We start from the raw sequence: 23,541 nt of genomic DNA on the forward strand, positions 1-23,541 counted from the left end.
GGATCGCGATTGCCTGACCGGAGACCACCTCACTGTCGATGTCCTGCGGTACCCGGGCTCAAGACTCACGCCCGGGCGATCCTGATGGCGTTCGGCTCCTCCGTTCTTCCCTGGTCGATCAACTGCTTGCCGAACGGGGACTGCGTACTGCTGATGACGCGAACTGCCCAACGGCCTGTGACAGCGCCGCTCTTCGGCAGCCGGCCGCGTCGCCCGTCCTGCGTCTGCTCTGGCTTGGAACCCCGCTGCCGAACCTCCCGGTGCGCGCGTCCGCAGCCGACGCCTTCACCGAGGTACCACTCACCGACTTCACTGCCGGGTACTGCCACTGCGGTACTGCTCACGGCGGCCCCTGATCACTGCGGGCCCCCCGGTCCGGTCGTCAGCTCCGTCGCCGTCCTGCAACAACCCTGGCTTCGAAACTCCACCACCGCACCGTCCTGCGCACTGCAACTGCGGTACTGCCACCCGGCAGTTCGTGTCTGCCGGTCCTGCTGTCTCTCTGGGCTACGAGAGAAACCATAACCACGCCATCGACCAATGTCTACTCTCGTCGGCATAGATTTTCGTGCGCTGGTCGGTGAGGTACGACTCCGAGTGCCTCCTCGCCGGCAGGGGCCGACGGCTGCACACCGGCCACCCCGGCCCAGTCGGCCACCCCTGCTCGACCGGCCACCCCTGCCCAGTCGGCCACCGCGCCCGAGCCGGCCATCGCAGTCGACGGCCGGCCTCAGGCAAGAGCCGGTGCCGGATCACCGACGGCCATCGACTCCAACCGCTTGATCTTCTGCCGCACCATGTACAGCGGGATCACCCCGAACACGCCGAACGACATGTCGATCACGCTCCACCAGAAGGGAATCCCCCGGAGCGGTCCGCAGATCAGCGCCAGCGGGATGATCCCGGCGCAGGCGATCATCGAGAACTCGACGACCCAGATATTGCGGACCGGGTCGCGGAAAACGCCGTTCGCGGCCGCGGATCGCGCGTCGTTCGCGCCCGTGCATCGAGTGCCGGACGCGGTCGCGCATCGCGGGCCGGTCGGAGCCGTGGATCATGCCGGTCGGAGCCGAGCGCACTCCGGCAGACGAGTTCGACGGCTGCGACGCGAGGCCGGTACCCCCACTCCCCGGGGCTCGCGAGGCGCAGCGGAGCGGCGCGCGGCAGCCCCGGAGGCCGCGAGCGGGGGCGTCGGGTCCGGTTCCGAGGTGGACCCTTTACCCATGCCCGATGGCATGACCGCGTCAAATCTGTCAGGCTTCCGAAAGCCGTCGCGCACCGCCCTCCGGTACACCCACGCCGTCAGGGACAGCCACCGAGCAGGCCGGAATCCCGGCCGCCGCAAAGGAGCCACGTGTGAGACCCACCCCCCGCAAGGCCGTCGCCGCGAGCGCGCTCACCCTCGCCGCGCTGGCCGCCGTCTCGCTCCCCGCCACGCCCGCGGCAGCCACGCCGGAGCGGGCCGCCTCGATCGCGGCCGCGCCCGGCACCGCCGCCCCTGCGGCAGCCGTCGCACCGGGCGGCATCGCCTCCACCAACGTCGCCGAGCCCGGGAACGCGGCTGCCATGCCCCGGAGCGCGGCTGTCGCGCCCGCGAAGGCCGCTGCCGAGGCCGACGCCTGCACCCCGGCCCAGGTGATCACCAACGGTGGCTTCGAGAGCGGCACCTCGTCGTGGACCCAGTCCTCGACCAGTGTGATCACCAGCCGCACCGGGCAGAGTGCCCACGGCGGCACCGCCTTCGCCTGGCTGGACGGCGTGGGCAGCACCCACACCGACACGCTTTCGCAGAGCGTCACGATCCCGTCCGGGTGCGCCACCGCCACCCTCACGTTCTGGCTGCACATCGACACGGCCGAGACGACCTCGTCCACCGCGTACGACAAGCTGACGGCCAAGATCGGCACGACGACACTGGCCACGTACTCGAACCTGGACAAGAACACCGGCTACGTCCAGAAGTCGTTCGACGTGTCGGCGTTCGTGGGCCAGACCGTGAGCCTCGCCTTCACCGGCACCGAGGACTCCAGCCTCCAGTCGAGCTTCGTCCTCGACGACCTCGCGCTCAGCACCTCCGGCGACACCGCTCCGCCCGCCGACGCCACCCGCACCCCGGCGGCACCGTCGTACACCGTCAACCTGACCAGCAACGCGGCCGGCACGGTCTGGACCGGTCACGAGAGCGCGACCTTCACCAACGCCTCCGCGACCGCGCTCAGCGAGGTGTATCTGCGGCTCTGGGACAACTACCACGGCACCTGCACCTCGATGCCGATCGCGGTCAGCAACGTCACCGGCGGCACCGCGGGCGCCCTGTCGGTGGGCTGCACGGCCCTCCAGATCACCCTCGCCAGTCCCCTCACCCAGGGGCAGAGCGCCACGATCGGCTTCGACCTGGGCATCACCGTGCCGAGCGGCGCCGACCGGTTCGGCTACGACGGTGCGTTCAGCTTCATCGGCAACGCGCTGCCCCTGCTGGCGGTGAAGGACGGCGCGGGCTGGCACCTGGACCCGTACACGAACAACGGCGAGTCGTTCTACTCGCTGGCCGCGGACTTCAAGGTGACCCTCGACCATCCGACCACCCTCCTGGTGCCGGCCACCGGCGCCTCGGTCGACGCCGCCGGCACCAGCGGCCGCACCGTCACCACGGCCACCGCCACCAAGGTCCGTGACTTCGCCTGGGCGGCGGGCCCGTTCAGCAAGATCTCCGGCACCTCGACCGCCGGGACCCCGATCAACGTCTACTCCGTCACCGGCATCAGCTCGGCCAACGCCCAGTCGATGCTCACCACCGCCAAGACAGCCGTGGACGCGCACGCCGCCCGCTTCGGCGCCTACCCGTACGGCGAGTTGGACGCCGTCATCGACAACAACTTCTGGTTCGGCGGCATGGAGTACCCCGGCTTCGTCCTCGACCTGGTCAGCACCACGGCGCTGACCCATGAGATCGGCCACCAGTGGTGGTACGGGATCGTCGGCGACGACGAGTACAACAGCCCATGGCTGGACGAGTCGTTCACCGACTACGCCACCGACCTGGCGCTGGGCAAGACGGGCACCAGCTGCTGGAGCAGCGTCTCGTGGGCCTCGTCGGCCGAGAAGATCACCAACTCGATGGCCTACTGGGACACCCACTCCTCCCGGTACTCCACCGTCGTCTACGGCTACGGCAAGTGCGCCCTGCACGACCTGCGGCGGCTCATCGGCGACACCGCGATGGCCAAGCTGCTGAAGGACTACGCCACTTCGCACTGGTACGGCGTCTCGACCACGGCCGAGTTCAAGGCTGCCGCCCAGGCCGCCACGAGCACGGACCTGACATCGTTCTGGACCACCCACCGCATCGAGGGCTGACCCCGCCCGGGGTCACCGGCCCCTTCGCCGATCACCCGTTCCGCGGGGACACCGCCCGGCGTCCCCGCGGTCCCGCTGCCGATCGTCGGCCTTCCGAACTTCCGGCCTTCCGAACTTCCGGGCTTCCGAACTTCCGGGCTTCCGGGCTTCCGGCTTTCCGAACTTCCGGGCCTCCGGGCCTCCGGGCCTCCGGGCCTCCGGGCCTCCGGGCCTCCGGCCAGCCGATCAGCCGATCAGCTCGGCGAACACCTGGTACGCCTGCTCGTCGAACAGTACGAACCGCACCTCCTCGACGGACGTCTGCGCCGCGCGCACCGCCTCGACCGCGATGCGGGCGGCATCCGCCATCGGCCAGCCGTACGCCCCGGTGGAGACGGCCGGGAACGCGACGGTACGCGCGCCCAGCTCGTCCGCGACCTCCAGGGATGCGCGGTAGCAGGAGGCGAGCAGGGCGGGGTCGGTGCCGGAGGCCTGGTACACGGGGCCCACGGTGTGGATCACCCACCGGGCGTCCAGTTCCCCCGCGGTCGTGGCCACCGCCCGGCCGGTGGGCAGGCCCTTGCCGTAGTGAGAGGCGCGCAGCCGACGGCAGTCGGCGAGGATCTCGGGGCCGCCCCGGCGGTGGATGGCGCCGTCGACGCCACCGCCGCCGAGCAGCGAGGAGTTGGCCGCGTTGACGACGGCGTCCACGGACTGCCGGGTGATGTCGCCCTGAACGAGCGTGATCGTGGTCATGCCTGGGTGTATACCAACAGGTGGCTGACGGGCGGTCACCTTTTTTGCCGCAGGCTCCGCCATACGGCCTTCGCCGCGTTGTGGCCCGACATGCCGTGCACGCCCGGGCCGGGCGGGGTGGCCGAGGAGCAGATGAAGACGGCCGGGTGCGGGGTGGCGTACGGGAAAGGCGTCAGCTTGGGCCGCAGCAGGATCTGGAGCCCGGAGACCGCTCCGGAGGCGATGTCCCCGCCCACGTAGTTGGCGTTCCGGGCGGCGAGTTCGGCCGGGCCCGCGGTCGCCCGGGCGAGGACGCGATCGCGGAACCCGGGTGCGAAACGCTCCAGTTGGCGTTCCATGGCGTCGGTGAGGTCGCCGGTCCAGCCGCTGGGCACATGGCCGTACGCCCAGAAGACCTGCCGGCCGGCCGGGGCGCGGCCGGGGTCGACGACGCCGGGCTGCACCGTGATCATGAAGGGCCGGTCCGGTGCCCGGTTCTCCCGGGAGACCGCTCTGAGGGCGGCGCCGATCTCCGCGCTGTCCGCGCCGATCTGCACGGTCCCGGCGGCGCGGGCCTCCTTCGCGGTCCACGGGACCGGACCGTCGAGCGCGTAGTCGATCTTGAAGACGCCGGGTCCGTACCGGTAGCCCTCGTAGTAGTTGCCGAAGCCGGCGATGCGGCCGAGCGCGGTGGGCGAGGTGTCGAAGACGTAGGCGCGGGCCGGGGGCAGGTCGTCGAGGCGCTTGACCTCGTAGTCGGTGTGGATGCTGCCGCCGAGGTCCTTGAGGTAGGCGGCGAGGGCGTCCGAGATGGACTGGGAGCCGCCGCGGGCCACCGGCCAGCCGCGGGCGTGCGCGGCGAGGGCGAAGACCAGACCGATGGCGCCGGTGGCGAAGCCGCTCAGCGGGGCCATGACATGCCCGACGAGTCCGGCGAAGAGGGTCCTGGCCCGCTCGTCACGGAAGCGGCGGGTGAGCCAGCTGGACGGCGGCAGGCCGACCAGGCCGAAACGGGCCAGGGTGAGCGGGTCGCGCGGGAGCGCGGTCAGCGGCAGTGACATGAAGTCGCGGGCCAGGGTGTCCCACTTGGGCAGGAAGGGCTCGACCAGCCGACGGTACGTGCCCGCGTCGCGCGGCCCGAAGGAGGCGGCCGTCTCGGCGACCGACCTCGACAGCACCGCTGCACTGCCGTCGAGGAAGGGATGGGCCATCGGCAGCTCGGCGTGCAGCCACTCCAGGCCGTAGCGCTCCAGGGGCAGTGCGCGGAACGCGGGTGAGTTGATGCCGAGGGGATGCGCGGCGGAGCACGGGTCGTGGTGGAAGCCCGGCAGGGTGAGCTCCTCGGTACGGGCTCCGCCGCCCACGGTGTCCCGCGCCTCGAAGAGCGCCACGGAGAAGCCACGCCTGGCCAGCTCCACCGCCGCGGTCAGCCCGTTGGGCCCCGCTCCCACCACGACCGCATCGAGCATCGACGGCACTTCGACCCCTTCGTCAGCCGGTGACCTCCGTAGACCGGTGGCCCCCACACTCAGGATATGCCGGGGGTACGACAACGCCTGCGGCGCGGGGCCCTCGAAGCATCCCCGAATGCCTCGACGGAACCCACCCGTGGGGCCGTCCACCGGAGGGTCCCGTGCGTCGGCGGCCGGACGCGGCCCAGGGTCTCTCGACGCGGCAGTGACTCGCTCGCGCCCGGCAGGAGTGGCCGCGGTTCCGTCACGAGCCCGGAACGGGATCCTCCCCGGCCCCGTCAGCTCGACCGAGGTCCGGCGCCCGACAGCAGTCCCGCCACGCGACGGGCCGTCGCCGCGTCCCTTGCCGCCGTGAAGGGCAGGGAGTTGCCGCCCGTGACCCGGAACGGTCCGCCGTCCAGGGTGAGATGGGCACCGCCCGCCTCCTCCACCAGCAGCAGGCCCGCCGCGTGGTCCCAGGCCGCCTCCCAGGAGAACGCCGTGGCGTCCAACTCGCCGCGGGCTATGGCGAGATACTCGAGCCCGGCCGATCCGCACGCGCGCGGTGCGACCCCGTCCGTCCAGACCCCCAGCAGGGCACTCTTCTGCTCGTCGGTCGTGTAGTCGGGGTGGGAGGTGGCCACCACCAGGTCACGGCCCGGCTCGGGCGGGCCGGCGAACAGGCGCTCTCCGTCCAGGAAGGCACCGCCGCCGCGGACGGCCGTGGCCAGCTGGTCGCGGGCCGGGGCATAGGTCCAGGAGGCGAGCAGGACGCCGTGCCGGACGAGCGCGACGAGCGTGCAGAAGCCGTCGTCGCCGTGCACGAACTGGCGTGTTCCGTCGACGGGGTCGACGATCCAGACCGGCGCGTCGCCCTGTATCGCCTCGTACGTGGCCGGGTTGGCGTGCACGGCCTCCTCGCCGACGACGACCGAGCCGGGCAGCAGGGCGCCGAGGGCCCGGGTGAGGTAGAGCTCCGCATTGCGGTCGGCGTCCGTCACCAGATCGTGCGGTCCGCTCTTCTGGTCGACCTCGTGCGCGCCGAGCTGCCGGAAGCGCGGCATGATCTCGGCCGCGGCGGCCTTGCGGACCGCTTCCTCCACGTCGGCCGAGTGGCGGGCGAGAAACTCGTCGATGGTTTCCGTGTCTTCGATCATGCCTCCATGAGAGCACGCCCCACTGACAATCCCCACCTGCCCGGTGCATCCCGGGTGGAATCGGGATGAAGAACAGGAACGCGATCCTCCGCTCTCCCCGCGTGAGCGACACGCCCGGCACGCGCGGAAGCGAACCGCCCCGCACGCGTGCCGGCGACCCGAGCCGCGCTCGGCGTCAGCGACCCACCGCGTATCCCTGCATCCCGCGCGGGTTCGCGGCCGCGAGCAGGATCCCGGTCTCCGGGTCGCGGCCGACCGCGCACAGCCGGCCCTCGGACCAGGGGTCGCCGAGGGTCACGTCATGGCCGCGTCGCCGCAGCTCCTCCACCACCGCGGCCGGCATCCGGGACTCCACGGTGACGCTGCCCGGCCGCATGCCGCGCGGGTAGAAGGAGCCGGGAAAGGCGTCGTTGTGCCAGTTCGGGGCGTCGATCGCGCCCTGGAGGTCGAGAGCGCCGCGCACCCGCGCGCGCAGCGCCGCGGCCAGCAGGAAGTGCAGCTGCCACTGGTCCTGCTGGTCGCCGCCGGGTGTGCCGAACGCCAGCACCGGCACACCGTCGCGCAGCGCGATCGAGGGGGTGAGGGTGGTGCGGGGGCGGCGGCCGGGCGTCAGCGAGTTCGGCAGGCCCTCCTCCAGCCAGGTCATCTGGAGCCGGGTGCCGAGCGGGAAGCCCAGCTCGGGCACGACCGGGTTGGACTGCAGCCAGCCGCCGCTGGGCGTGGCGGCGACCATGTTGCCCCAGCGGTCGACGACGTCGAGGTGGCAGGTGTCGCCCCGGGTGGACCCCTCCGCGCCCACCTCCGGTTCACCCGGCACCGGGGACGTGGTGCGCTTGGCGACCGTCGGCTCGCCGGCGCCGATGGGGCTGAAGGCGGGGTCGTCGTCGGCGACCACGTACGCGTGCGTGCTCAGCCGCGGGGTACGGCCGCCGGGGCTGCCGGGCCGCAGCTCGTAGGACGCCTTGTCGCCGATCAGCCGCCGCCGCTCCGCGTTGTAGCCGGCGGCGAGCAGCTCGCCCAGCGGGACCTCGGCGGCGTCGCCGTACCAGGCCTCGCGGTCGGCCATGGCGAGCTTGCAGCCCTCGATCAGGAGATGGACGTAGTCGGCGGAGCCGTACGCGGGCAGCTCGGGCGGGAGCAGGGCGAGCTGCTGGAGGAGGGCCGGGCCCTGGCTCCACGGGCCGGCCTTGCACACCGTCCAGCCGTTCCAGTCGTACGTCGCCGGCGCCTCGTAGGAGGCGGACCAGGCTGCGAGATCGGCGGCCGTGAGCGTGCCGGTGTGGCGCTCCCCGCTGGTGTCCAGGGTGGGCCGGGCGGCCTGCCGGACGAGGGCCTCGGCGACGAACCCGGTCCGCCACACCTCCCGCGCGGCCTCGATCCGCGCCTCCCGGTCGCCCGCCCCGGCGGTCTCGGCGAGCAGTCGCCTCCAGGTGCCCGCCAGGGCGGGGTTGCGCAGCAGTGCGCCGGGACGCGGCGGCTTCCCGCCCGGCAGGTACACCTCCGCCGACGAGGTCCACTCCGTCTCGAACAGCTCCCGTACGGTCTCGACGGTCGCGCCGACGTTCTCCACGGGCGCGTGCCCGTGCTCGGCGTACCCGATGGCGTACTTCAGCACCTCCTCGGGGGACTTGGTGCCGTGGTCGCGCAGGAGGAGCAGCCAGGCGTCGAACGCGCCGGGCACGGCCGCGGCCAGTGGTCCGGTGCCGGGTACGAGGTCCAGGCCGAGTCCCCGGTAGTGGGCGACGGTCGCGCCCGCCGGCGCGACTCCCTGCCCGCACAGCACGCGCACCTCGCCGTCGGCCGGGGCGAGCAGGATGGGCACCTCGCCCGCGGGCCCGTTGAGATGCGGTTCGACGACGTGCAGCACGAACGCCCCGGCCACGGCGGCGTCGTAGGCGTTGCCGCCGCCTTCGAGGACGGCCATCGCCGACTGCGAGGCCAGCCAGTGCGTGGACGACACCATGCCGAAGGTGCCCTGGAGGGTGGGGCGGGTCGTGAACATACGGCCTCTCACCTCGCTGTTTACGTGTGCCGGCCCGGACGATGGGCTCTCAGGACGGGTCCTGGGGAGAATCTGGGGAGTTTGCGCCAGAGACCTCCTCCCGCTCCCCCAGAAGGCTATCGATCGCCCTGCGCCCCTTCTTCCCCGCCTCCGGCATGAAGTGGGCGTAGTGGTCGAGTGTGATGGTCGGCGACGAGTGCCCCAACCACTTGGCGAGGGTCACGACCGACTCGCCTGCCTCGAGGACTAGGGACGCATACGTGTGCCTCAACACGTGGAAACCGTCCTTCGGAGCGGCTTGCCACTGCCAAGGCTTCGCCCCTTTAACCTGCGGCATTATGACGCCTGCTCTGGCCAAAGCGGGCTTCCAGATCTCGGTGTTCCACGTGTTGGCGGCGATCGCGTTGCCGTACTTCGTCGTCAGCACGAGACTGAACTTCTTCCGCTCCTTGTCAGGCTCCGGGCCGCCCCACGGCAACTCGATCTCGCTACCGGGGTAGGCCCGCACGTGCTTCAGCAGCTCGCCAGCCACGGAACCTGGCATGTCTACGACACGTGTCTTCCCGCCCTTCGGCAGCGTGTAGTACTTGCGGCCGTTGAGTATCTGCACCTGCCGCCGGACGTTGAGGACTCCACGCCCGTAATCGATGTCCTCCAGGCCGAGCCCGAAGACTTCCCCTTGGCGCAGGCCACACCCAAGGCCCAGAACCACCGCTACACGGTGCCTCTGACTGATCTCATCGCGTACCTTCCGCGCCGTCGCCTCGGGCCATGCCTCACGACGCTCATCGGGCAATTTTGGCCAACGGACCGACCTCGACCTCATCGGGTTCCGCGCGAGGCGCTTGTCATCCACCGCTGTCTCGAGGACGCTCGACAGCGCTGTGAGGATGCTGCGGGCGTACTGCGGGGAGCAAGAGGATTCGAGCTTGACTATGTAGGCGCGGAGCTCGGCCGCAGAGACCTTGTTCAGGGGCATGTCGCCCAGGTGCGGCACCACGTGCAGGCGCATTCGCTGCTCAAGACTCGTACGGGTCTTGGCTGCTCCCCGCATACCCGGCATCCAGAACAATTCAATGTATTCGGCGAGCGTCAGGGAGCCGTCACGTGGATCGACGAACTCACCACGCTCTTGATCGGTACTTGATTGCCGGAGCCATGATTTCGCGTCCTCCAACGTATCGAAGGAGCGGTCTCTGACTCCGGGTATCCCCCCTACTCGATACCTCTTACCTTTTCCATAGCGCTCTGTGCGCTCTCGCTTTCCGCTGATCGGATCCTTCTTCTTCTTGACCCATCGATCTTCGATGTAGCCGGCCAAGTACTGGTCTCCTTTGCTTCCTCGGTTAACTGCAGCGCACGTTGGCGCTAAATGAGCCCTGAGAGGCCACGCGTACGACCAAACCGCCCCCGGCGGCCGCGCCTTGGTCTGGCTCAGCTGACGCGGCTCATACCGGGGCGGCATGGATTGTGCGGGACGACGGTTCCGTTAGGCATCGGGCATGCGGCTGGACCGCTGCTGAGGGACGGCCTTCAGCGGGCTCAGAGAAGTGTTCGAGCGGGAGTCGGCCAGCTCCTGCGCACGGATCCAGGCATCGAGAGATTCCCGCCTGTACATGACACGTCCGCGAGGACCCATGCGGAAACTCGGTGGTCCCTGCCGTCGGTGCCTCCAGACGTAGAGGGTGTGTGGTGAGAGACCGAGGTAGTCGGCAGCGTCCTTCACGGTGAGAAACGCTGCGCGTAGGCCCCGAGAGGCTGAGGAAGAAGCGAGTGGGGATTGCGCGGGCATGCAGAAGTTCCTGTGAGATTCGGGTCATGCGAGCGGGAGAGCCGGGCTGTCCGGCACCCGCCGATGTGACCTCGTGGACAAGTCGTCAGGCTGCACGGCCGGTCGGGCACGCAGCAGTCGCCGACTGCATATTTCGTGGACGCAGCAAGGCGTAGCCGCCTGTCAACTCCTCACCTCTCTCGCGGCACTGCACTGCGTTCGCCTCGGCTCCACCGCCAAGCACAGCTGAAGGCGAACACCTATGCTCCGGACGATCGGCGTTTTGGCTAACCGGCGATCGTCGGCTATGTTGCCCGCCCCCTCCGCCTCTCGGCTCCGTCGCGAGTCACGAGGCCATCCGTCAGGCTCCTTCAACCAGACCGCTCTAGCCGCCTTTTCCGGCACGCATTTCCGGGAGCTTTTACGTTGACATGCTCCCAGCAGAGGTTCCAGTCCTTTGGGGCTTCTTCTTGTCTGCCGTAGGCGAATGCCCTGACAGCTTGAATGGAGTCTTCTCGTCTTGGACCGACGAAGGCGCAGCGATCAGCCGAAATCTCCGTCACGCACCGATCGATCTCATCAATGAGAGGACCTGCCACCGCAGTGCCGAAGCCAGGCACTACCTGCATACGCCGCTGCTGCCTGACTGATCCAGGTCGGCGATTGAGCCCCACCCGCCTTCACCCGTAGCGACCGGCTTGGGGTGCGCCCTGGACGGCTGGGTAAGGTCGCGGTACCCGAGCCGGAGAGGTGATCGTATGGCCAACGACATTGTGATCGCGCAGACGACCAGCGACGACGAGGATCAGGCGAAGGCGCTAGCCCGCGGCGCGGTTGAGAGCAAGCTGGCAGCAGGCGTCCATATTGATGCGCCGATCACAGCCCTCTACTGGTGGAAAGGGAAGGTCGAGACGGCGCAGGAGTGGCGGATTTCGTATATGACTACGTCGGACCGTCTCCCGGCACTGGAGGCGTGGCTGCACGAGAAGCACCCGTACGACGTCCCCCAGTGGATCACGCTGCCCGTGACCGGCGGGTCGGATGCGTACCTGTCCTGGGTTGTCGAGGAGACCGCATAGATTTCGCGGCGTGCCGGGCCGGCCGTACGACTGCGTTCGCTTCCTGGGCCCGCGCAGGGCTCAGGATGCGAACTGCCGCAGATGCAGGCCGAGTTCCTGCTCTTTATCGGGGAGAGACGCTGCGATGGTCGCTGCGCGCTCCTTGCCCATAGTGTTGGGCTTGGCTTGTGCCGCAGCGGCGAACTGGCGTGCCACGTAGACCCCTTGGTCGACGTCACCTCCAAGCAGCAGGGCCGAAGCGAGATCACCGAGAACCACGACGCCTCCATCCGGGAGTTCGTCTCCGAGGCGGTCGACTGCGGTGTCTGCTGCAGCGGTGAGTTCGGGACGCCCCAACTGCCCGTATACAGAGAGGGCCAGCGAGTCCATGCGGTACGGGGTCACGAACCGGACCCACGCCTGCTCGTTGGTGTGATCCGCGAAGTCGTAGGCGAAGCGCGCTCGCTCCAACGCCCGGAGCGCCCCCATCTCGTCACCGGCCGCCGCAGCCTCCTCGGCGTGCCTGCCGAGGACCCAAGCGGCAGCAGTAGCGTTGCCGTGGCCTCGCACATCGCTGGCCGCCTGGGAAAGGAACTCCAACTTCGCCTTCGGCGTCGAGGCGCCGTAGCTGCTGTAGGTCAGGGCCAGGGCTCGGAGCGGAGGGTGCCCGGCGGTCGTCGCACACTGCGACGTGACCTTGTAGTAGGCGTCGGCTTTGTCGTGCTCACCCAGATCCCAGGCAACCCAACCGGCCAGGGCGGCGGTTTCTCCGGCGGCGATGGTGAGAGCCCGCTCGTGCTCGCCGGCACGAGGCAGAGCCGCGGTGATCGCGTCAAGATGCGACTCGACCGTGCTTTGTAGCCGCCGGGCGCTGAGATTGAGTTCCTGGACGTGTAGTTCAGCGGCCCGGTCGATGAGCGCGACGGCGGAGGGAGAATCGATCTTGGACCCCTTGCTGAGGGCGAAGGCGAGGCGCCCCCAGGGCTCGGCAGCCGCGCTCACGCCGACAGCGGCGCCACCCAGCAGCGTGCGACGCTTCACGGCGTCCTGGTCCTCCTCTGCATTGGCATGCCCCTTTCTCTTTCGAGCGCGGGCAGCCTTGGCCTCCCGCTGTAGCTCCTCGAAGGGCACACCGCAGGCCGCCGCGATGTGGGCGATTGTGTGATTGGTAGGGACGTTCTCGAAGTTCTCATAGCGGCTGATCTCTCGGCGGGTCATGGTGTCCCGGCCGGAGACAGCGTTGATCGCGTCTGCCTGCTCCTCCTGCGTCCTGCCCGCCTCCTGCCGGAGCCGGAGGAGCAGGTCGGCGAACGGATCTGGCATGAGTGTGACCTCTGTTGGTGGGCGGAATCCAATCATGGCCTCAATTCCCCCTCCAACTTTCCCCCTTGACAGATATTTCCCCCTCGGGATTCCCCTGGTCGACGGCGTCGCCACGCGGTGCGATAGCCCCCATGACCAGGCTCCAAGAGGAGACCCCGCCCGGCGGGGGCATCCGTAGCTTTGCCGACGTGGCAGGCATGTCATGCGCGAGGTCGGTTCACGAAGACCGGCACAGCACATCGGCGATAGCAGGCATACCGGCGGCATCCCACGGCTGTCAGGCGGCCTTTCTCCCTGATCTCGCGAAAGTTGGGGAGATGCGGCAGACAGCCGGGGCGTTCCTGCGGCGGTGCCGTGTTTCCGAGCCGGTGGCAGGGGTCGTCGTACTGGCCGTCTCGGAGCTGGTCACCAACGCCGTGATTCACGGTGAGGGAGAAGTCGTGCTCCGGATCACGGTGGCCGTCGACGTGGTGCGCGTCTCGGTCACCGATCACCATCCGGCCCCAGCTGTACTCAAGGAAGTCGGACTCGACGGTGAATCCGGTCGCGGGATCCGGCTTGTCGATGCGATCTCAGACGCGTGGGAGAGCAGCGGCGAGGAGACGTGGTGTGAGTTCCGGTATGCGAGGGCTGCGGGTTGAGCCAGACTTCCAAATGGTTCCCGGCCATGCGGTTGACGAGTCGGGCAGCTCAGTCACCTCCCCTACAGGGGACGCGCGGAGGGCCGTTCGCTTGCCTTCGCCCAGTAGTTCGGTTCAAGCATCTCGCCAGGCCATGCGGGCTGACGGATCGGGCCCTGAGGCCCCATCTGTTCGAAGTACGGTGCCAGGTCGATCACGGGCGTCCCGTAGACGGCGTCGAGATCGGTGACCAGGAGGTCCCTGCCTTCGACCTTGAGCAACCGCGGGTAACTGACCGCCAGTTGGTTGGGGCGCCGGTGGTTGCGGTGGACGAACGTACCGGTCGCCGGCCAGTTCTGGTTTCCCCTTGGACTGCGCGCGTGGAGCTGGACGTCTTCGGGTCGGGCCAGATGGAAGCGCCAGGTCACGGTCAGGTGGGAGAACTCCTCAATTCCTTGCAGCGTTTCCAGGGGATACGCGTCGTCGAGCCGGATGATCGATTCGACCCCGCCTTGGTAGTCGTCCTGTACGCGGGTGTGGCCGCCGACGACCGTTGCGATCGACTTGACCTCGTAGGTCGGCATCAGCGCTCGTTCCTCTCCCTGGGCGTAGCGTGCGCGGCGGCCTCCGGTCAGCGCCGCGAAACCGTTCTGTGGTCAGCCTATGGCGCGCAACATGCCTCGCGTGCGACGGTCCAGTTCGGCGACGTAGCGACCACCGCGCTGCCGGACGGGCGAGATGTCGCTCTGCATGCGGACGATGACGTCGCGGGCTCGCCCGGACTGGATACCGGCCATGGCGTCGAGTGCTTCGTTCCAGGTTGCGCATGCCTCGTCGAGGCGTCCCTGCTGGACTTGGACAGCGCCGAGGTAGCCGAGCGTCACGCTGTGGGTACGGGCGAACTGTTGGCGTCGGCGCGTGGCCACGCTGCGCTTGAAGTGGATCTCCGCGTCGCGAGGCTGGCCCATGTCGCGCAGAGCGCAGGCCGTCTCGTGGGCGAGGGAGGCTTCCTGGAAGAAGCCGACGCGGGCCGGTGCCTCAGTGGCGTCGGCGCGGGCGAGGTCCCGCTCCGCGCGGCTAATGGCCGCGAGGGTGCCGGCCCGGTCGCCGTCGGACGCAAGGGCGCGTGCATGGACGATCGCCAGCAGCGCCTTTTCACGATGGCTGGCCTGGCCGTAGCGGTCGCGGGACATCGAGGCGTCGGCCAGGGCCAGTGCCCGGCGTGGATGCCCGAGGTCCACGGCCTGGTGGGCGAGGGCGCGCAGGACGTGACCACCGAGCGGTCCGTCTCCAGCTTCCGCCGCGATGCGGGCGGCAATGGTGAGGTACCGCTGGGCAGTGCGGTGTTCGCTGGCGTCGAAGGCCATCCAACCGGCGAGGTAGGTCATCTCCGCCACGGCGGAGTACGTGTCGCGGCGGAGCTGATCTGTGCGGAATCGGCCGCCGAGCAGCGGTACCGCACCGTCGAGCAGGTGACTGGCGAGGGCCTTGCGGCCGGATGCGCCGCCTCGCTGCTGGTCGCGCGCGGAGTAGTAGACCGTGAGATCGCGGACGTCGTCGATGTCCGCCTGGGTCACCGAGCGCGAGGAGGACGGTCGGCGGTTCGCCGCTGCAGCGGGGGCGGCTGCCCACCACGAGATAGTGGGCAGGGCAAGGCCGGCCGCGGAGTAGGCGGCGGTGGCCAGCAGCTTGCGTCGGTGCATGTCGAGATCGTCGCTTCCCAGCTCGGCCAGTGCGGTCAGAGGGTCGACGCTCCAGTCGGAACCGCTGTCGGTCGTGCCTGTCGGCTCTTCTTCCAGCCCGAGATCAGCCAGGGAGAGGCGGCGGCCGAGTCTGCGGGACAGCGTCTCGCGCAGGATATGCGGTGCTCTGCCGCTGGGCTTTGTGCCCTGGACCCACATGGCGATGTGCGAGCGGGAGATCGCGTCGAGTTCGCGCACTCCGCTCTCAGCGGCCACGCGGGCCACCGCGGCGGCTGCTTGTGGCTGGGACCAGCCTGCTTCGCGCAGAAGTGCGGCGAGGGCGACGTTGCGTTCACGGGCCATGGACTGCCCCTCGGTTCCGGAATGATCTTTGACGCCTTTGACGGCCCTGCGGGCGGTGTGGGCATACCGCTCGGCCGTGATTCACGGTTCGCTCAACGTAGTGACCAGGTCACTCACTTCGCACGTCAGTCGTCGGTGCCACTTGGTGACTTGGGCTCACTTTGGCTTGATCCGAACAGGAGTTGTGTCATGCGCCTTTCGCTGGACCCTCGCCGAAGCGACAGCCAGATCGGAGGCGGGCGCGGGCGGCGAGAGTCCGCCACCGTGGTGCTGGCGCCAGAGCGCGATCACGTGGTTGCCGCGTGGGAGACGGTAACGCTCGTGCTGGGCGAGGATTCACCGCTGCCCGAGAACGCTGCCGATGTGGAGGACCTCGTTCGGCTTCTGCGCGGTCATGTCGCCCAGTTGGGAGCACGGACCGCTGTGGGCAGCCCCGTCCTGGTGCGAGCGCAACGGCTCTGCTCCGAAAGCATTCCCGAGGGCTACATGCCGAGCCGGGTGTACCTGGTCAAGCTCGCCGAAGCCACCCGGGAGCTGATGGCACACGTGGAACGGGGCGGTCCCGGGCCGAATCGAGCGAAGCGCGGGCGGCGCTGGCGGAAGCCGCAGATCAACGCGCTGCGCGGGGCGGTCTTCGCCGTCGCCCTGGCCTGTCTGGTCTTCGCCGCTTCGGTACCGCGGACATGACGGTGACCGGGGCCGTCGTCATCGGGCTGGTCCTCGGGCCGATGGCCTGGCTGGTTCTTCGCGGCGAGCGCGCGGCCGGCCCTGCAGGGGCCGACGAGGACTTGCCGCCGCCCCGGAACGCCCCTTCCTCACTCCGGTAACCACCGGCCACTCCTCTTCCCACCGTTCCCGGCCGCTGCGGCGGCCCCGATACCGCCCCGGACCTGCGGGGCTCACGGAGATCCACACGATGAAACGGATTCGGCGCATCGAGCAGTACGGATTGATCGGCGACATGCAGACCAGTGCCCACGTCTGCGATGACGGTTCGATCGACTGGCTGTGCCTGCCCCGGTTCGACTCGCCGGCCGTCTTCACCAGCTTGCTCGGCACGCAGAAACACGGCACCTGGCGGATCGCTCCGGCCGCTCCTGCCGACCGTTCCAGCTCCGAAGCAGTCGCCGAGCGCCGGTACCGCGGTGACTCGCTCGTCCTCGAATCGGTATGGCGCACCGAGGCCGGTTCGGTCTGTGTCCGGGACTTCATGCCACCGCGCGACGGAGCACCGCAGGTGATCCGGATCGTCGAGGGCCTGACCGGTGAGGTCTCCATGATCTCGGCCATGCGTCCACGGCCGGGGTACGGAAGCGTCAGCCCGTGGATTCACGAAGTCGGTGGGCGCATGGTCGCGGAGGCCGGCGCGGACGCTCTGTGGCTCGACACCTGCGTCCCGCAGGTGGAGAAGGACGGCGTCATGGTCAGTGCTTTCTCCGTCGCCGCCGGGCAGAGCGTGGCGTTCGTCCTCAGCTGGTGCCCGTCCCACGCAGCGGCGCCCGACGTTCCCGACCCCGAGGCCGCGCTGACCGAGACACTCACGTTCTGGGAGGACTGGACACGGGAGTGCACCTACGAGGGGCCATATCGCGAGGCCGTGGTTCGATCCTTGATCGCGCTGAAGGCTATGACGTACGAGCCGAGCGGTGGGATCGTCGCGGCGCCGACCACGTCGCTGCCAGAGGAGATCGGCGGAAACCGGAACTGGGACTATCGCTTCACTTGGTTGCGGGACGCCTCCACGACGCTGGCCGCGCTCCTGGGGACCGGGTACCGGCAGGAGGCGCAGGCATGGCGGCGATGGCTCTTGCGCGCCGTGGCCGGTGATCCGGAAAACCTGCAGATCATGTACGGGATCACGGGAGAGCGTGACCTGCGGGAACGGGAGCTGTCCTGGCTGCCCGGCTACGAGGACTCGACCCCGGTACGGGTCGGCAATGGGGCGGCGGACCAACTGCAGCTCGACGTGTACGGCGAGGTCATCGAGACCCTGTACCTCGCACACGAGAGCGGTGTCGCCCGCTGCGCCGACACCGCCGTGCTGCACCAGCGACTCATCGAGCACCTGGCACAGCGCTGGCAGGAGCCCGACGAGGGCATCTGGGAGATCCGCGGAGCACGCCGGCACTTCGTCCACTCCAAGGTGATGACCTGGGTGGCGGTCGACCGCACCATCCGCCTGACCGAGGCCGGTGCCCTCCACATCGACGTGGCCCCGTTGATCGAGCTGCGGGCAACCATCCACCACGAGGTCTGCACCAAGGGCTTCGATCCGGTGCGCAACACCTTCACCCAGTCCTACGGTTCCCAAGAGCTGGACGCCGCCACGCTGCTGATCCCCCGCGTCGGCTTCCTGCCGCCCGACGACCCCCGCGTCATCGGCACCGTGGACGCAGTGCGTCGTGAACTCGCCTCGCCGGACGGGCTCGTGCGCCGTTACCCGACCATCGGTGACCGTACCGGGGTGGACGGCCTGAAGGGCGATGAGGGCACCTTCGTCCTCTGCTCCTTCTGGCTCGTCGATGCCCTGGCTCTGATCGGCAGCCACAACGAGGCCCACGCCCTGTTCGAACGCCTCCTCGCTCTGCGCAACGACCTCGGGCTCCTTGCCGAGGAGTACGACCCCGTCCAACAGCGCCAGCTCGGCAACTTTCCGCAGGCGTTCAGTCACATGGGCCTGATCCAGAGCGCCCGGCTCCTTCAGCTCCTGTCGACGCAGTCCTCACACCATCGCGGCGCGGTCGCGGTTCCGACGCCCCGTTCGGCCCCACGCAGCACACGCCAGATCTGCGCAGATCTGACGCCGCAACACGCTTAGTCACCCCCACCTGACGAGGATTCCCATGCCTGACAGCGCCTTCCCGGCACGGCCGGCCGCTACCGGCCACCGCAGACGGCGGCCTCCGATCGACGCGTTCACGCTGCACCGTGTCCGCCGCGCCGTGGCATTGCCCCTGGTGCTGCTAGCCGCGCTGCTGGGTGCCGCCTTCCCCCTCTGGTCGGTGTCCGCCGTAGGCCCCGGGTGGCTCCTGGCCTGCCTGGTCTGCGGACTGGCCGGGGTCGCCACGGCGGCGGCTCGCGGAGCGCGTACGGCGGCAGGGGCCGTGCAGGCGACCGCGGAGGAGGACTGGGCAGCGGCACTGGCAGCGGTTGCGGGGGCAGCGGCGGCTGTCGAGAAGTCGGTGCAGTGGTCGGCGGATGAGCTGTGCCGCGGGGGACGCCCGCCGCTGCCGGACCTGCAGGCGCCAACGTCGGCCGGTCCGAACGCCGAGATCAACACGGCGTTGAGTGCCCTCCAGGTGCAGGCCATCGCGTCGCTGATACGGGTGCACGACGAGTCCCAGTCCGTCGTCCTCCTGGAAGTGCTGCGCCGTCTGGCCATGCGCGAGCACGCCCTGGTCGGCAAGGCGCTTCAGGCACTGAGCGAGCTGGAGATGCTGACCGACGACCCGGAGCTACTGGCCAAGATCTTCGAGATCGATCACCTCGTGACGCGGATGCGTCGCCAGGTCGAGAGCACTGCGGTACTGGGCGGCCAGTCCCTGCGCAGCGTGCGCCGGCCCGTTCCCGTCGCGACGGCACTGCGCGGCGCCGTCTCCGAGGTCGTGCAGTATCCACGTGTGTCCGTCGCCGCCGGGTCCGTAGGCGCCGAGCTAGGTCTTCCCGGCCATGTGGGCCCGGACCTGACGCACCTGCTGGCCGAGCTGATCGAGAACGCCTGCGAGTGCTCCGATCCCGCGACGAAGGTGATGGTGCGTGCGCAGCGCGTGGCGAACGGGCTGGCGGTCGAAGTCGAGGACCGGGCTATCCCCATGCATCCACAGACGCGGGCACAGATGAACCACCTGCTCAAAGCCCCCGACGAGGTCGACGTCAGCGGCCAAGTCCGAGCCGGCCAGCTCGGCTTGCTGGTCGCTGCGAAGATCGCCCAGTCGCACGGGCTGTCCGTTCTCCTGCAGGAGAACGTGACAGGAGGCACCACCGCCCTCGTCGTCATCCCGGCACGGCTCCTCGTAGCGATTCCCTCCGTCGACGATGCGACCGCGCGACCCCAGGAAGCCCGCCCCTCCGCTCCGCCGCAGCAGGTCGCCGCGGCTTCAGCCGTCCCGACGGCAGGCCAGGTCACACACCCCGGCAATGTGGGGGCACCAGGAGCCGTAGAGGCGGGTCACTCTGCTGATGCGCCCGCTCTTCCCACGCGTAGACGTCAGTCCGGCTCGTTCCGTCCATCGCGCGAGCGGGAGCAAGCCCCCGTGACCGGGGCGACGCCAGGGCTCGCAGCCGCCTTCCGAAACGGCATCCAGGCCGGCGGGAGAGCCGGTTCTTCCACCGCTTCGGCAGAGCAGCCCGCGCCCTGAACCCCCGGTCCCTCGACGTTCCCGGTGGCCCGTTACATCCACGGGCCCTTCCCCCTTCTGGAGCGATCCCTATGAGCACCCACCCCGCGATGGACAACGTGACCGGCGACGCGCCCGTAACCGAGACAACTGCAAGCGGACAGCGGGACAACATGGCCTGGCTGCTGCGTCAGTTCGCCTCCGACGTCCCGGGCGTCACGCACGCCGTCCTGCTGTCGCGCGACGGACTGCGGCTGTTGGACAGCGACGTCGACAAGGACTGGGCGGACGAACTGTCGGCCGCCCTCAGCGGAGTTGCCTCCCTCGCGGCGAACATCACCGGCCCCAGCCACAAGAAGAGGCCGGCCCGGCAGGTCATCATCGAGCGCGACGACTGCCTCTTCTTCGTTCAAAGCGCCGGGCGTAGCGCGGCCTTCGACAACCACCCCGGCAACGAACGCGGTGAGGTGGACACGATCCTCGCCGTCATCGCAACCACGGACGCCGATGCGGGCACCGTCGGATTCGAGATGGGGCGCCTCGTCCAGAAGTTCGCCCCCTACATGCTGATCCCGGTCCGCGTCGGCACGGGCGGAGAGGTCCGGTGAGCACACACGGCCGCGCGACCGAGGAGTCGATGTTCGTGCGGACCTACACCCTGACGCGCGGGCGGACCAGGCCGCGGCACCTGCTCGGTCTGGAAACCGTGCTGGAAGCAGGACGGGGAAGGCCCGGCCCGGCCCAGGCCGAGGAATGCGAGGAGATCCTCGCCCTGTGCCGGGAGCGCCGACGATCGGTGGTCGAACTGGCGGGACGACTTGGCCGGCCCGTCACCGCCGTCAAGATCCTCGTCTCGGACCTCCTGGACGCCGACGCCTTGGTCGTCTCCCTCACCCACCCCTTTGCCGATACAGGCGCGGAATCCGGTCCGTCTACCCAACTGCTGGCAGCCCTTTCAGCGGGCTTGAAGAGGAAGTGGCCTGATGCCATCGCCTACCCCCAGGCCGGATGACCTGGGCGCGGTGCTGCGTACTTCGCCGCACCCGCGCGCCGGCGCCGCGCCGACCGTGCTGAAGGTCGTGATCGCCGGGGGCTTCGGCGCGGGCAAGACCACCGCCGTAGGCGCCGTCAGCGAGATCGCGCCGCTGAGCACGGAGGAGTACCTGACCGAGGCGAGCGCAGACGTGGACAGCCTGGCGGGCATCGAGGCGAAGCAGACCACCACGGTCGCCTTCGACTTCGGCCGCCTCAGCCTGCCCGACGCGCCCGTACCCCTGGAACTGTTCCTGTTCGGCACGCCCGGCCAGGACCGGTTCGTCGACCTCTGGTACGACCTCTCCCGCGGCGCCGTCGGGGCGGTCGTCCTGGTCGACACCCGCCGTCTGGAGAGCAGCTTCACCCCCATCAGCTTCTTCGAAGACATCGGCCTGCCCTTCGTCGTCGCCATCAACCAGTTCGACGGAGCGCACCGTTACCAGCCCGAGCAGGTCCGCACTGCCCTCGAACTCCCTGCCTCCGTACCGATGATCACCTGTGACGCCCGCGACCCGAACCACGTCGCAGGCGTCCTGCTGACCCTCGTCGGCCACGCCGTGAAGAACGCCTCCGCGAGCCGCGTTCACCACACGCCCACTACCACCCTCCAGGACGCCTGATGTCACATCACCCCAACCCCTACCTCGCATCGCCGACCGCCCCACCCGCACTGTCCCTGCCGCGGCGCGGCACGCGGGACGCCGCCCGCGGGCTGATCACCCCGCCCGCCACCGCCGTCACCGGGCCACAGACCCAGCAGGCACCGGAGCTGGCGCAGCGGTACGAGCTGCTCAACCGCCTGGGCGTGCCTACCGTGGCGAGCGAGGACTTCGACGACCTGGCCCGCGACATGGCCGCCAAGGCCGGGTTCCTGTACGGGTTCGTCAATCTCTTCCTGGAGGAGCAGACCTTCGTCGGGCTGCACCAGCCGCCGGCGGACAGCGGGTACCTCATCGTCGGCCGCACCATGAGCCGCGACCACGGCTGGTGCCCGGAGGTCATGGTCCGCAAGAAGGCTCTCCCGCTGCACGACGTGCACGCCAGTCCGCGCTTCAGCGGCAACCACGTGGTCGACGCCGTCGGGATCCGCTCCTACTTCGGCGCCCCGCTCGTCCATGACAGCGGCACCGTGCTGGGCACGGTGTGCGTCATCGACCCCGAGAAGCGCCCCCTGAGCGAGGCCCGACGGCTCAGGGACATCGTCATCAACGCCGGTGCCCAGGTGATGGACCACATGGTCCGCGCCCCCGTCCGCTAGGCCGTTCCACCACCCCCACCCGGGAGCCGTAGGCGATCCCCGGCCGCTCCACGTTGCGACCTTCGCCCAGGGAGAGGGAGACCATGTCCGCCACACCCACTACACCGCCACCGGCACTGCGCCCCTACCTCACCGCCCGCCACGAAGTGCTGTGGGACGAGGCGGACGCCTTCGCGGCCGAGCACATCGCGCCGCGCGCCGCGCGTATGGAGGCCGCTCCGGGCAGGGTGGAGCGCAAGGTCGCCGACCTGATGGCCGCACGGGGCTGGTTCGCCGTCACCATCCCGGCCGCCTTCGGCGGGCTGGGTGCCGGACATGTGGCCAAGACCATCCTGGTCCACCGCATCGCGCGGATCTCGGCGGCTGCCGCAGCCATCCTGCAGGCCACCCTGATCCCCGTCGGCGCCCTGCTGCACTTCGCCACCTACGAGCAGAAGGGCCGCTGGCTGCCCCGTGTCGCGGACGGTTCCCTGCTGCTATCGATCGCCGTGACCGAACCACAGGCCGGCGGACACATCGGTGGCATCGAAACCACAGCCGAACGTGCCGGCAGCGAGTGGGTGATCACCGGCAGCAAGGTCCATATCGGCAATAGTCACCTCGCCGGTGCCCACCTCGTCGTCGCCCGCACCGCCGAAGCGGGCGTGAGCACCTCCCAGGCGCTGACCGCGTTCATGGTCGAATCAAGCCGCCGCGGGCTCTCGGTCCCCGAGCACCGCCCCGGCCTCGGTCTGCACGGCTTCTCCGCCGGCCGACTCGACCTCGATCACGTCCGTGTTCCCGAGGACAACGTGGTCGGAGAGATCGGCCAGGGGCTGAGCGTGGCCCAGAGCAGCAGCATTCTGTACGGCCGTCCCAACCTGGCCGCCGTGAGCCTCGGCATTCACGAAGCGGTCGTGGCCGCCACTACTGCTCGTCTCAAGACCCGTCCTCGCTATCGGGCCAGCCTGTCCGATCTGCCCGTACTGCGGGACCGCATCGGTGGCATGGAGGCCCGCCTGCGCGCCGGCCGGATACTCGCCTACCAGTCCGTGCACCTTCTCGACCAGGGCCTGCCCTGCGACGCCGACCTGATCAACGCCAAGTACCTCGGCCACCAGTGGGCCGCGCAGTCGGCCCAGGACGCCATGGAACTGCACGGCGCCCACGCCTTCGACCGCGACTACGTCCTCCAACGCTTGTGGCGCGACATCCAGCACACCTACCCGCCCGCCGGCACCGGCGAGGTCCAGCGCATACGCCTAGCCGACGCCGCCTTCGACGAGGACCACATCCAGTGGTCCGAACGCCTCGCCGCCGAAGCCGCCTGGGCACGCCCCGACCCGACCGCCGCATGAGCCCCCGTACGCGGCACCCCGTGAATCCCGACCGCCGCGCACGGGCCGGTGCCGCCGGTCCCCGTCCCCCGCGGGG

20 protein-coding genes and 1 pseudogene are annotated in these 23,541 nt (G+C 69.6%); 11 read left to right on the forward strand and 10 right to left on the reverse strand.

Annotated features, from left to right (window positions below; genetic code table 11):
- Window positions 1–730: 730 nt before the first annotated feature.
- Window positions 731–982, reverse strand: a pseudogene (locus tag QQM72_RS08600) (hypothetical protein); the annotation flags it as partial.
- Between the two features lie 374 nt (window positions 983–1,356).
- Between QQM72_RS08600 and QQM72_RS08605 the strand changes: the two are divergent.
- Window positions 1,357–3,357: a M1 family aminopeptidase gene (locus QQM72_RS08605; protein WP_314220198.1), complete on the forward strand. Its 2,001-nt coding sequence runs from the start codon at window positions 1,357–1,359 to the stop codon at window positions 3,355–3,357.
- Between the two features lie 225 nt (window positions 3,358–3,582).
- Here the strand turns inward: QQM72_RS08605 and QQM72_RS08610 are convergent, their stop codons facing one another.
- The 6 genes from QQM72_RS08610 to QQM72_RS08635 all read right to left on the reverse strand — a co-directional run bounded on the left by QQM72_RS08610 (window position 3,583) and on the right by QQM72_RS08635 (window position 10,473).
- Window positions 3,583–4,092 carry an O-acetyl-ADP-ribose deacetylase gene (locus QQM72_RS08610; protein ID WP_314220199.1) on the reverse strand — a complete coding sequence of 170 codons (510 nt, stop codon included), beginning with the start codon at window positions 4,090–4,092 and terminating at the stop codon, window positions 3,583–3,585.
- 35 nt (window positions 4,093–4,127) lie between these two features.
- A complete protein-coding gene (locus QQM72_RS08615; protein WP_314220476.1) occupies window positions 4,128–5,540 on the reverse strand; it encodes a phytoene desaturase family protein in 1,413 nt (470 codons plus the stop codon).
- A gap of 281 nt (window positions 5,541–5,821) precedes the next feature.
- Window positions 5,822–6,679 carry an inositol monophosphatase family protein gene (locus QQM72_RS08620; RefSeq protein WP_314220200.1) on the reverse strand — a complete coding sequence of 286 codons (858 nt, stop codon included), beginning with the start codon at window positions 6,677–6,679 and terminating at the stop codon, window positions 5,822–5,824.
- Between the two features lie 175 nt (window positions 6,680–6,854).
- Window positions 6,855–8,681 (reverse strand): gamma-glutamyltransferase family protein, encoded by a 1,827-nt coding sequence (locus QQM72_RS08625; protein WP_314220201.1) that lies wholly within the window; start codon window positions 8,679–8,681, stop codon window positions 6,855–6,857.
- A 49-nt stretch (window positions 8,682–8,730) separates the two neighbouring features.
- Window positions 8,731–10,002, reverse strand: coding sequence for a tyrosine-type recombinase/integrase (locus QQM72_RS08630; protein ID WP_314220202.1), 1,272 nt, complete (start codon window positions 10,000–10,002; stop codon window positions 8,731–8,733).
- Window positions 10,003–10,170: 168 nt separating this feature from the next.
- Complete coding sequence (locus QQM72_RS08635) at window positions 10,171–10,473, reverse strand: helix-turn-helix domain-containing protein (RefSeq protein WP_314220203.1); 303 nt, start codon at window positions 10,471–10,473, stop codon at window positions 10,171–10,173.
- A 737-nt stretch (window positions 10,474–11,210) separates the two neighbouring features.
- On the opposite strand from QQM72_RS08635, the gene cutA reads away from it, so the two are divergent.
- Window positions 11,211–11,531 carry a divalent-cation tolerance protein CutA gene (cutA, locus tag QQM72_RS08640; protein WP_314220204.1) on the forward strand — a complete coding sequence of 107 codons (321 nt, stop codon included), beginning with the start codon at window positions 11,211–11,213 and terminating at the stop codon, window positions 11,529–11,531.
- Window positions 11,532–11,591: 60 nt separating this feature from the next.
- Here cutA and QQM72_RS08645 read toward each other — a convergent pair whose 3' ends face one another.
- Entirely contained in the window at window positions 11,592–12,833 is a 1,242-nt protein-coding gene (locus QQM72_RS08645; RefSeq protein ID WP_314220205.1) for a helix-turn-helix transcriptional regulator, read from the reverse strand.
- Window positions 12,834–12,964: 131 nt separating this feature from the next.
- Here QQM72_RS08645 and QQM72_RS08650 point away from each other — a divergent pair, with 131 nt between their 5' ends.
- Window positions 12,965–13,474, forward strand: a complete 510-nt coding sequence (locus QQM72_RS08650; protein ID WP_314220206.1) for an ATP-binding protein — start codon at window positions 12,965–12,967, stop codon at window positions 13,472–13,474.
- Between the two features lie 62 nt (window positions 13,475–13,536).
- Here the strand turns inward: QQM72_RS08650 and QQM72_RS08655 are convergent, their stop codons facing one another.
- Together QQM72_RS08655 and QQM72_RS08660 are read right to left on the reverse strand one after the other, a co-directional pair.
- Complete coding sequence (locus tag QQM72_RS08655; RefSeq protein WP_314220207.1) at window positions 13,537–14,037, reverse strand: SAM-dependent methyltransferase; 501 nt, start codon at window positions 14,035–14,037, stop codon at window positions 13,537–13,539.
- A gap of 72 nt (window positions 14,038–14,109) precedes the next feature.
- Complete coding sequence (locus tag QQM72_RS08660; RefSeq protein WP_199314899.1) at window positions 14,110–15,498, reverse strand: tetratricopeptide repeat protein; 1,389 nt, start codon at window positions 15,496–15,498, stop codon at window positions 14,110–14,112.
- A gap of 189 nt (window positions 15,499–15,687) precedes the next feature.
- Here QQM72_RS08660 and QQM72_RS08665 point away from each other — a divergent pair, with 189 nt between their 5' ends.
- From QQM72_RS08665 to QQM72_RS08700, 8 genes are all read left to right on the forward strand, one after another.
- Window positions 15,688–16,185 (forward strand): DUF6415 family natural product biosynthesis protein, encoded by a 498-nt coding sequence (locus QQM72_RS08665; RefSeq protein ID WP_314220208.1) that lies wholly within the window; start codon window positions 15,688–15,690, stop codon window positions 16,183–16,185.
- Between the two features lie 229 nt (window positions 16,186–16,414).
- Window positions 16,415–18,316 (forward strand): glycoside hydrolase family 15 protein, encoded by a 1,902-nt coding sequence (locus QQM72_RS08670; protein WP_314220209.1) that lies wholly within the window; start codon window positions 16,415–16,417, stop codon window positions 18,314–18,316.
- 25 nt (window positions 18,317–18,341) lie between these two features.
- The gene (locus QQM72_RS08675) at window positions 18,342–19,856 is read left to right on the forward strand and encodes a sensor histidine kinase (RefSeq protein ID WP_314220210.1); all 1,515 of its coding nucleotides are present in this window, start codon (window positions 18,342–18,344) and stop codon (window positions 19,854–19,856) included.
- A gap of 71 nt (window positions 19,857–19,927) precedes the next feature.
- On the forward strand, window positions 19,928–20,443 hold the full coding sequence (locus QQM72_RS08680; protein WP_057608331.1) for a roadblock/LC7 domain-containing protein: 516 nt from the start codon (window positions 19,928–19,930) through the stop codon (window positions 20,441–20,443).
- Complete coding sequence (locus QQM72_RS08685) at window positions 20,440–20,847, forward strand: DUF742 domain-containing protein (RefSeq protein WP_314220211.1); 408 nt, start codon at window positions 20,440–20,442, stop codon at window positions 20,845–20,847. The genes QQM72_RS08680 and QQM72_RS08685 overlap by 4 nt, the downstream gene beginning before the upstream one ends.
- The gene (locus QQM72_RS08690; RefSeq protein WP_399076460.1) at window positions 20,819–21,490 is read left to right on the forward strand and encodes an ATP/GTP-binding protein; all 672 of its coding nucleotides are present in this window, start codon (window positions 20,819–20,821) and stop codon (window positions 21,488–21,490) included. Before QQM72_RS08685 ends, QQM72_RS08690 begins: the two co-directional genes overlap by 29 nt.
- On the forward strand, window positions 21,490–22,128 hold the full coding sequence (locus QQM72_RS08695) for a GAF domain-containing protein (RefSeq protein ID WP_314220212.1): 639 nt from the start codon (window positions 21,490–21,492) through the stop codon (window positions 22,126–22,128). Before QQM72_RS08690 ends, QQM72_RS08695 begins: the two co-directional genes overlap by 1 nt.
- 83 nt (window positions 22,129–22,211) lie before the next feature.
- A complete protein-coding gene (locus QQM72_RS08700) occupies window positions 22,212–23,465 on the forward strand; it encodes an acyl-CoA dehydrogenase family protein (protein ID WP_314220213.1) in 1,254 nt (417 codons plus the stop codon).
- Window positions 23,466–23,541: the final 76 nt, after the last annotated feature.

The sequence above is a fragment of the Streptomyces zaehneri genome (assembly GCF_032248645.1).
Classification (GTDB): domain Bacteria; phylum Actinomycetota; class Actinomycetes; order Streptomycetales; family Streptomycetaceae; genus Streptomyces; species Streptomyces coriariae.

What these genes read in the sequence shown, in the direction of transcription:
- QQM72_RS08610 (WP_314220199.1), bottom strand. Translation starts at nt 4,092, where the DNA reads ATGACCACGATCACGCTCGTTCAGGGCGACATCACCCGGCAGTCCGTG.
- QQM72_RS08615 (WP_314220476.1), bottom strand. Translation starts at nt 5,540, where the DNA reads ATGCTCGATGCGGTCGTGGTGGGAGCGGGGCCCAACGGGCTGACCGCG.
- QQM72_RS08620 (WP_314220200.1), bottom strand. Translation starts at nt 6,679, where the DNA reads ATGATCGAAGACACGGAAACCATCGACGAGTTTCTCGCCCGCCACTCG.
- QQM72_RS08625 (WP_314220201.1), bottom strand. Translation starts at nt 8,681, where the DNA reads ATGTTCACGACCCGCCCCACCCTCCAGGGCACCTTCGGCATGGTGTCG.
- QQM72_RS08635 (WP_314220203.1), bottom strand. Translation starts at nt 10,473, where the DNA reads ATGCCCGCGCAATCCCCACTCGCTTCTTCCTCAGCCTCTCGGGGCCTA.
- cutA (WP_314220204.1), top strand. Translation starts at nt 11,211, where the DNA reads ATGGCCAACGACATTGTGATCGCGCAGACGACCAGCGACGACGAGGAT.
- QQM72_RS08645 (WP_314220205.1), bottom strand. Translation starts at nt 12,833, where the DNA reads ATGCCAGATCCGTTCGCCGACCTGCTCCTCCGGCTCCGGCAGGAGGCG.
- QQM72_RS08650 (WP_314220206.1), top strand. Translation starts at nt 12,965, where the DNA reads ATGACCAGGCTCCAAGAGGAGACCCCGCCCGGCGGGGGCATCCGTAGC.
- QQM72_RS08655 (WP_314220207.1), bottom strand. Translation starts at nt 14,037, where the DNA reads ATGCCGACCTACGAGGTCAAGTCGATCGCAACGGTCGTCGGCGGCCAC.
- QQM72_RS08660 (WP_199314899.1), bottom strand. Translation starts at nt 15,498, where the DNA reads ATGGCCCGTGAACGCAACGTCGCCCTCGCCGCACTTCTGCGCGAAGCA.
- QQM72_RS08665 (WP_314220208.1), top strand. Translation starts at nt 15,688, where the DNA reads ATGCGCCTTTCGCTGGACCCTCGCCGAAGCGACAGCCAGATCGGAGGC.
- QQM72_RS08670 (WP_314220209.1), top strand. Translation starts at nt 16,415, where the DNA reads ATGAAACGGATTCGGCGCATCGAGCAGTACGGATTGATCGGCGACATG.
- QQM72_RS08675 (WP_314220210.1), top strand. Translation starts at nt 18,342, where the DNA reads ATGCCTGACAGCGCCTTCCCGGCACGGCCGGCCGCTACCGGCCACCGC.
- QQM72_RS08680 (WP_057608331.1), top strand. Translation starts at nt 19,928, where the DNA reads ATGAGCACCCACCCCGCGATGGACAACGTGACCGGCGACGCGCCCGTA.
- QQM72_RS08690 (WP_399076460.1), top strand. Translation starts at nt 20,819, where the DNA reads ATGCCATCGCCTACCCCCAGGCCGGATGACCTGGGCGCGGTGCTGCGT.
- QQM72_RS08695 (WP_314220212.1), top strand. Translation starts at nt 21,490, where the DNA reads ATGTCACATCACCCCAACCCCTACCTCGCATCGCCGACCGCCCCACCC.
- QQM72_RS08700 (WP_314220213.1), top strand. Translation starts at nt 22,212, where the DNA reads ATGTCCGCCACACCCACTACACCGCCACCGGCACTGCGCCCCTACCTC.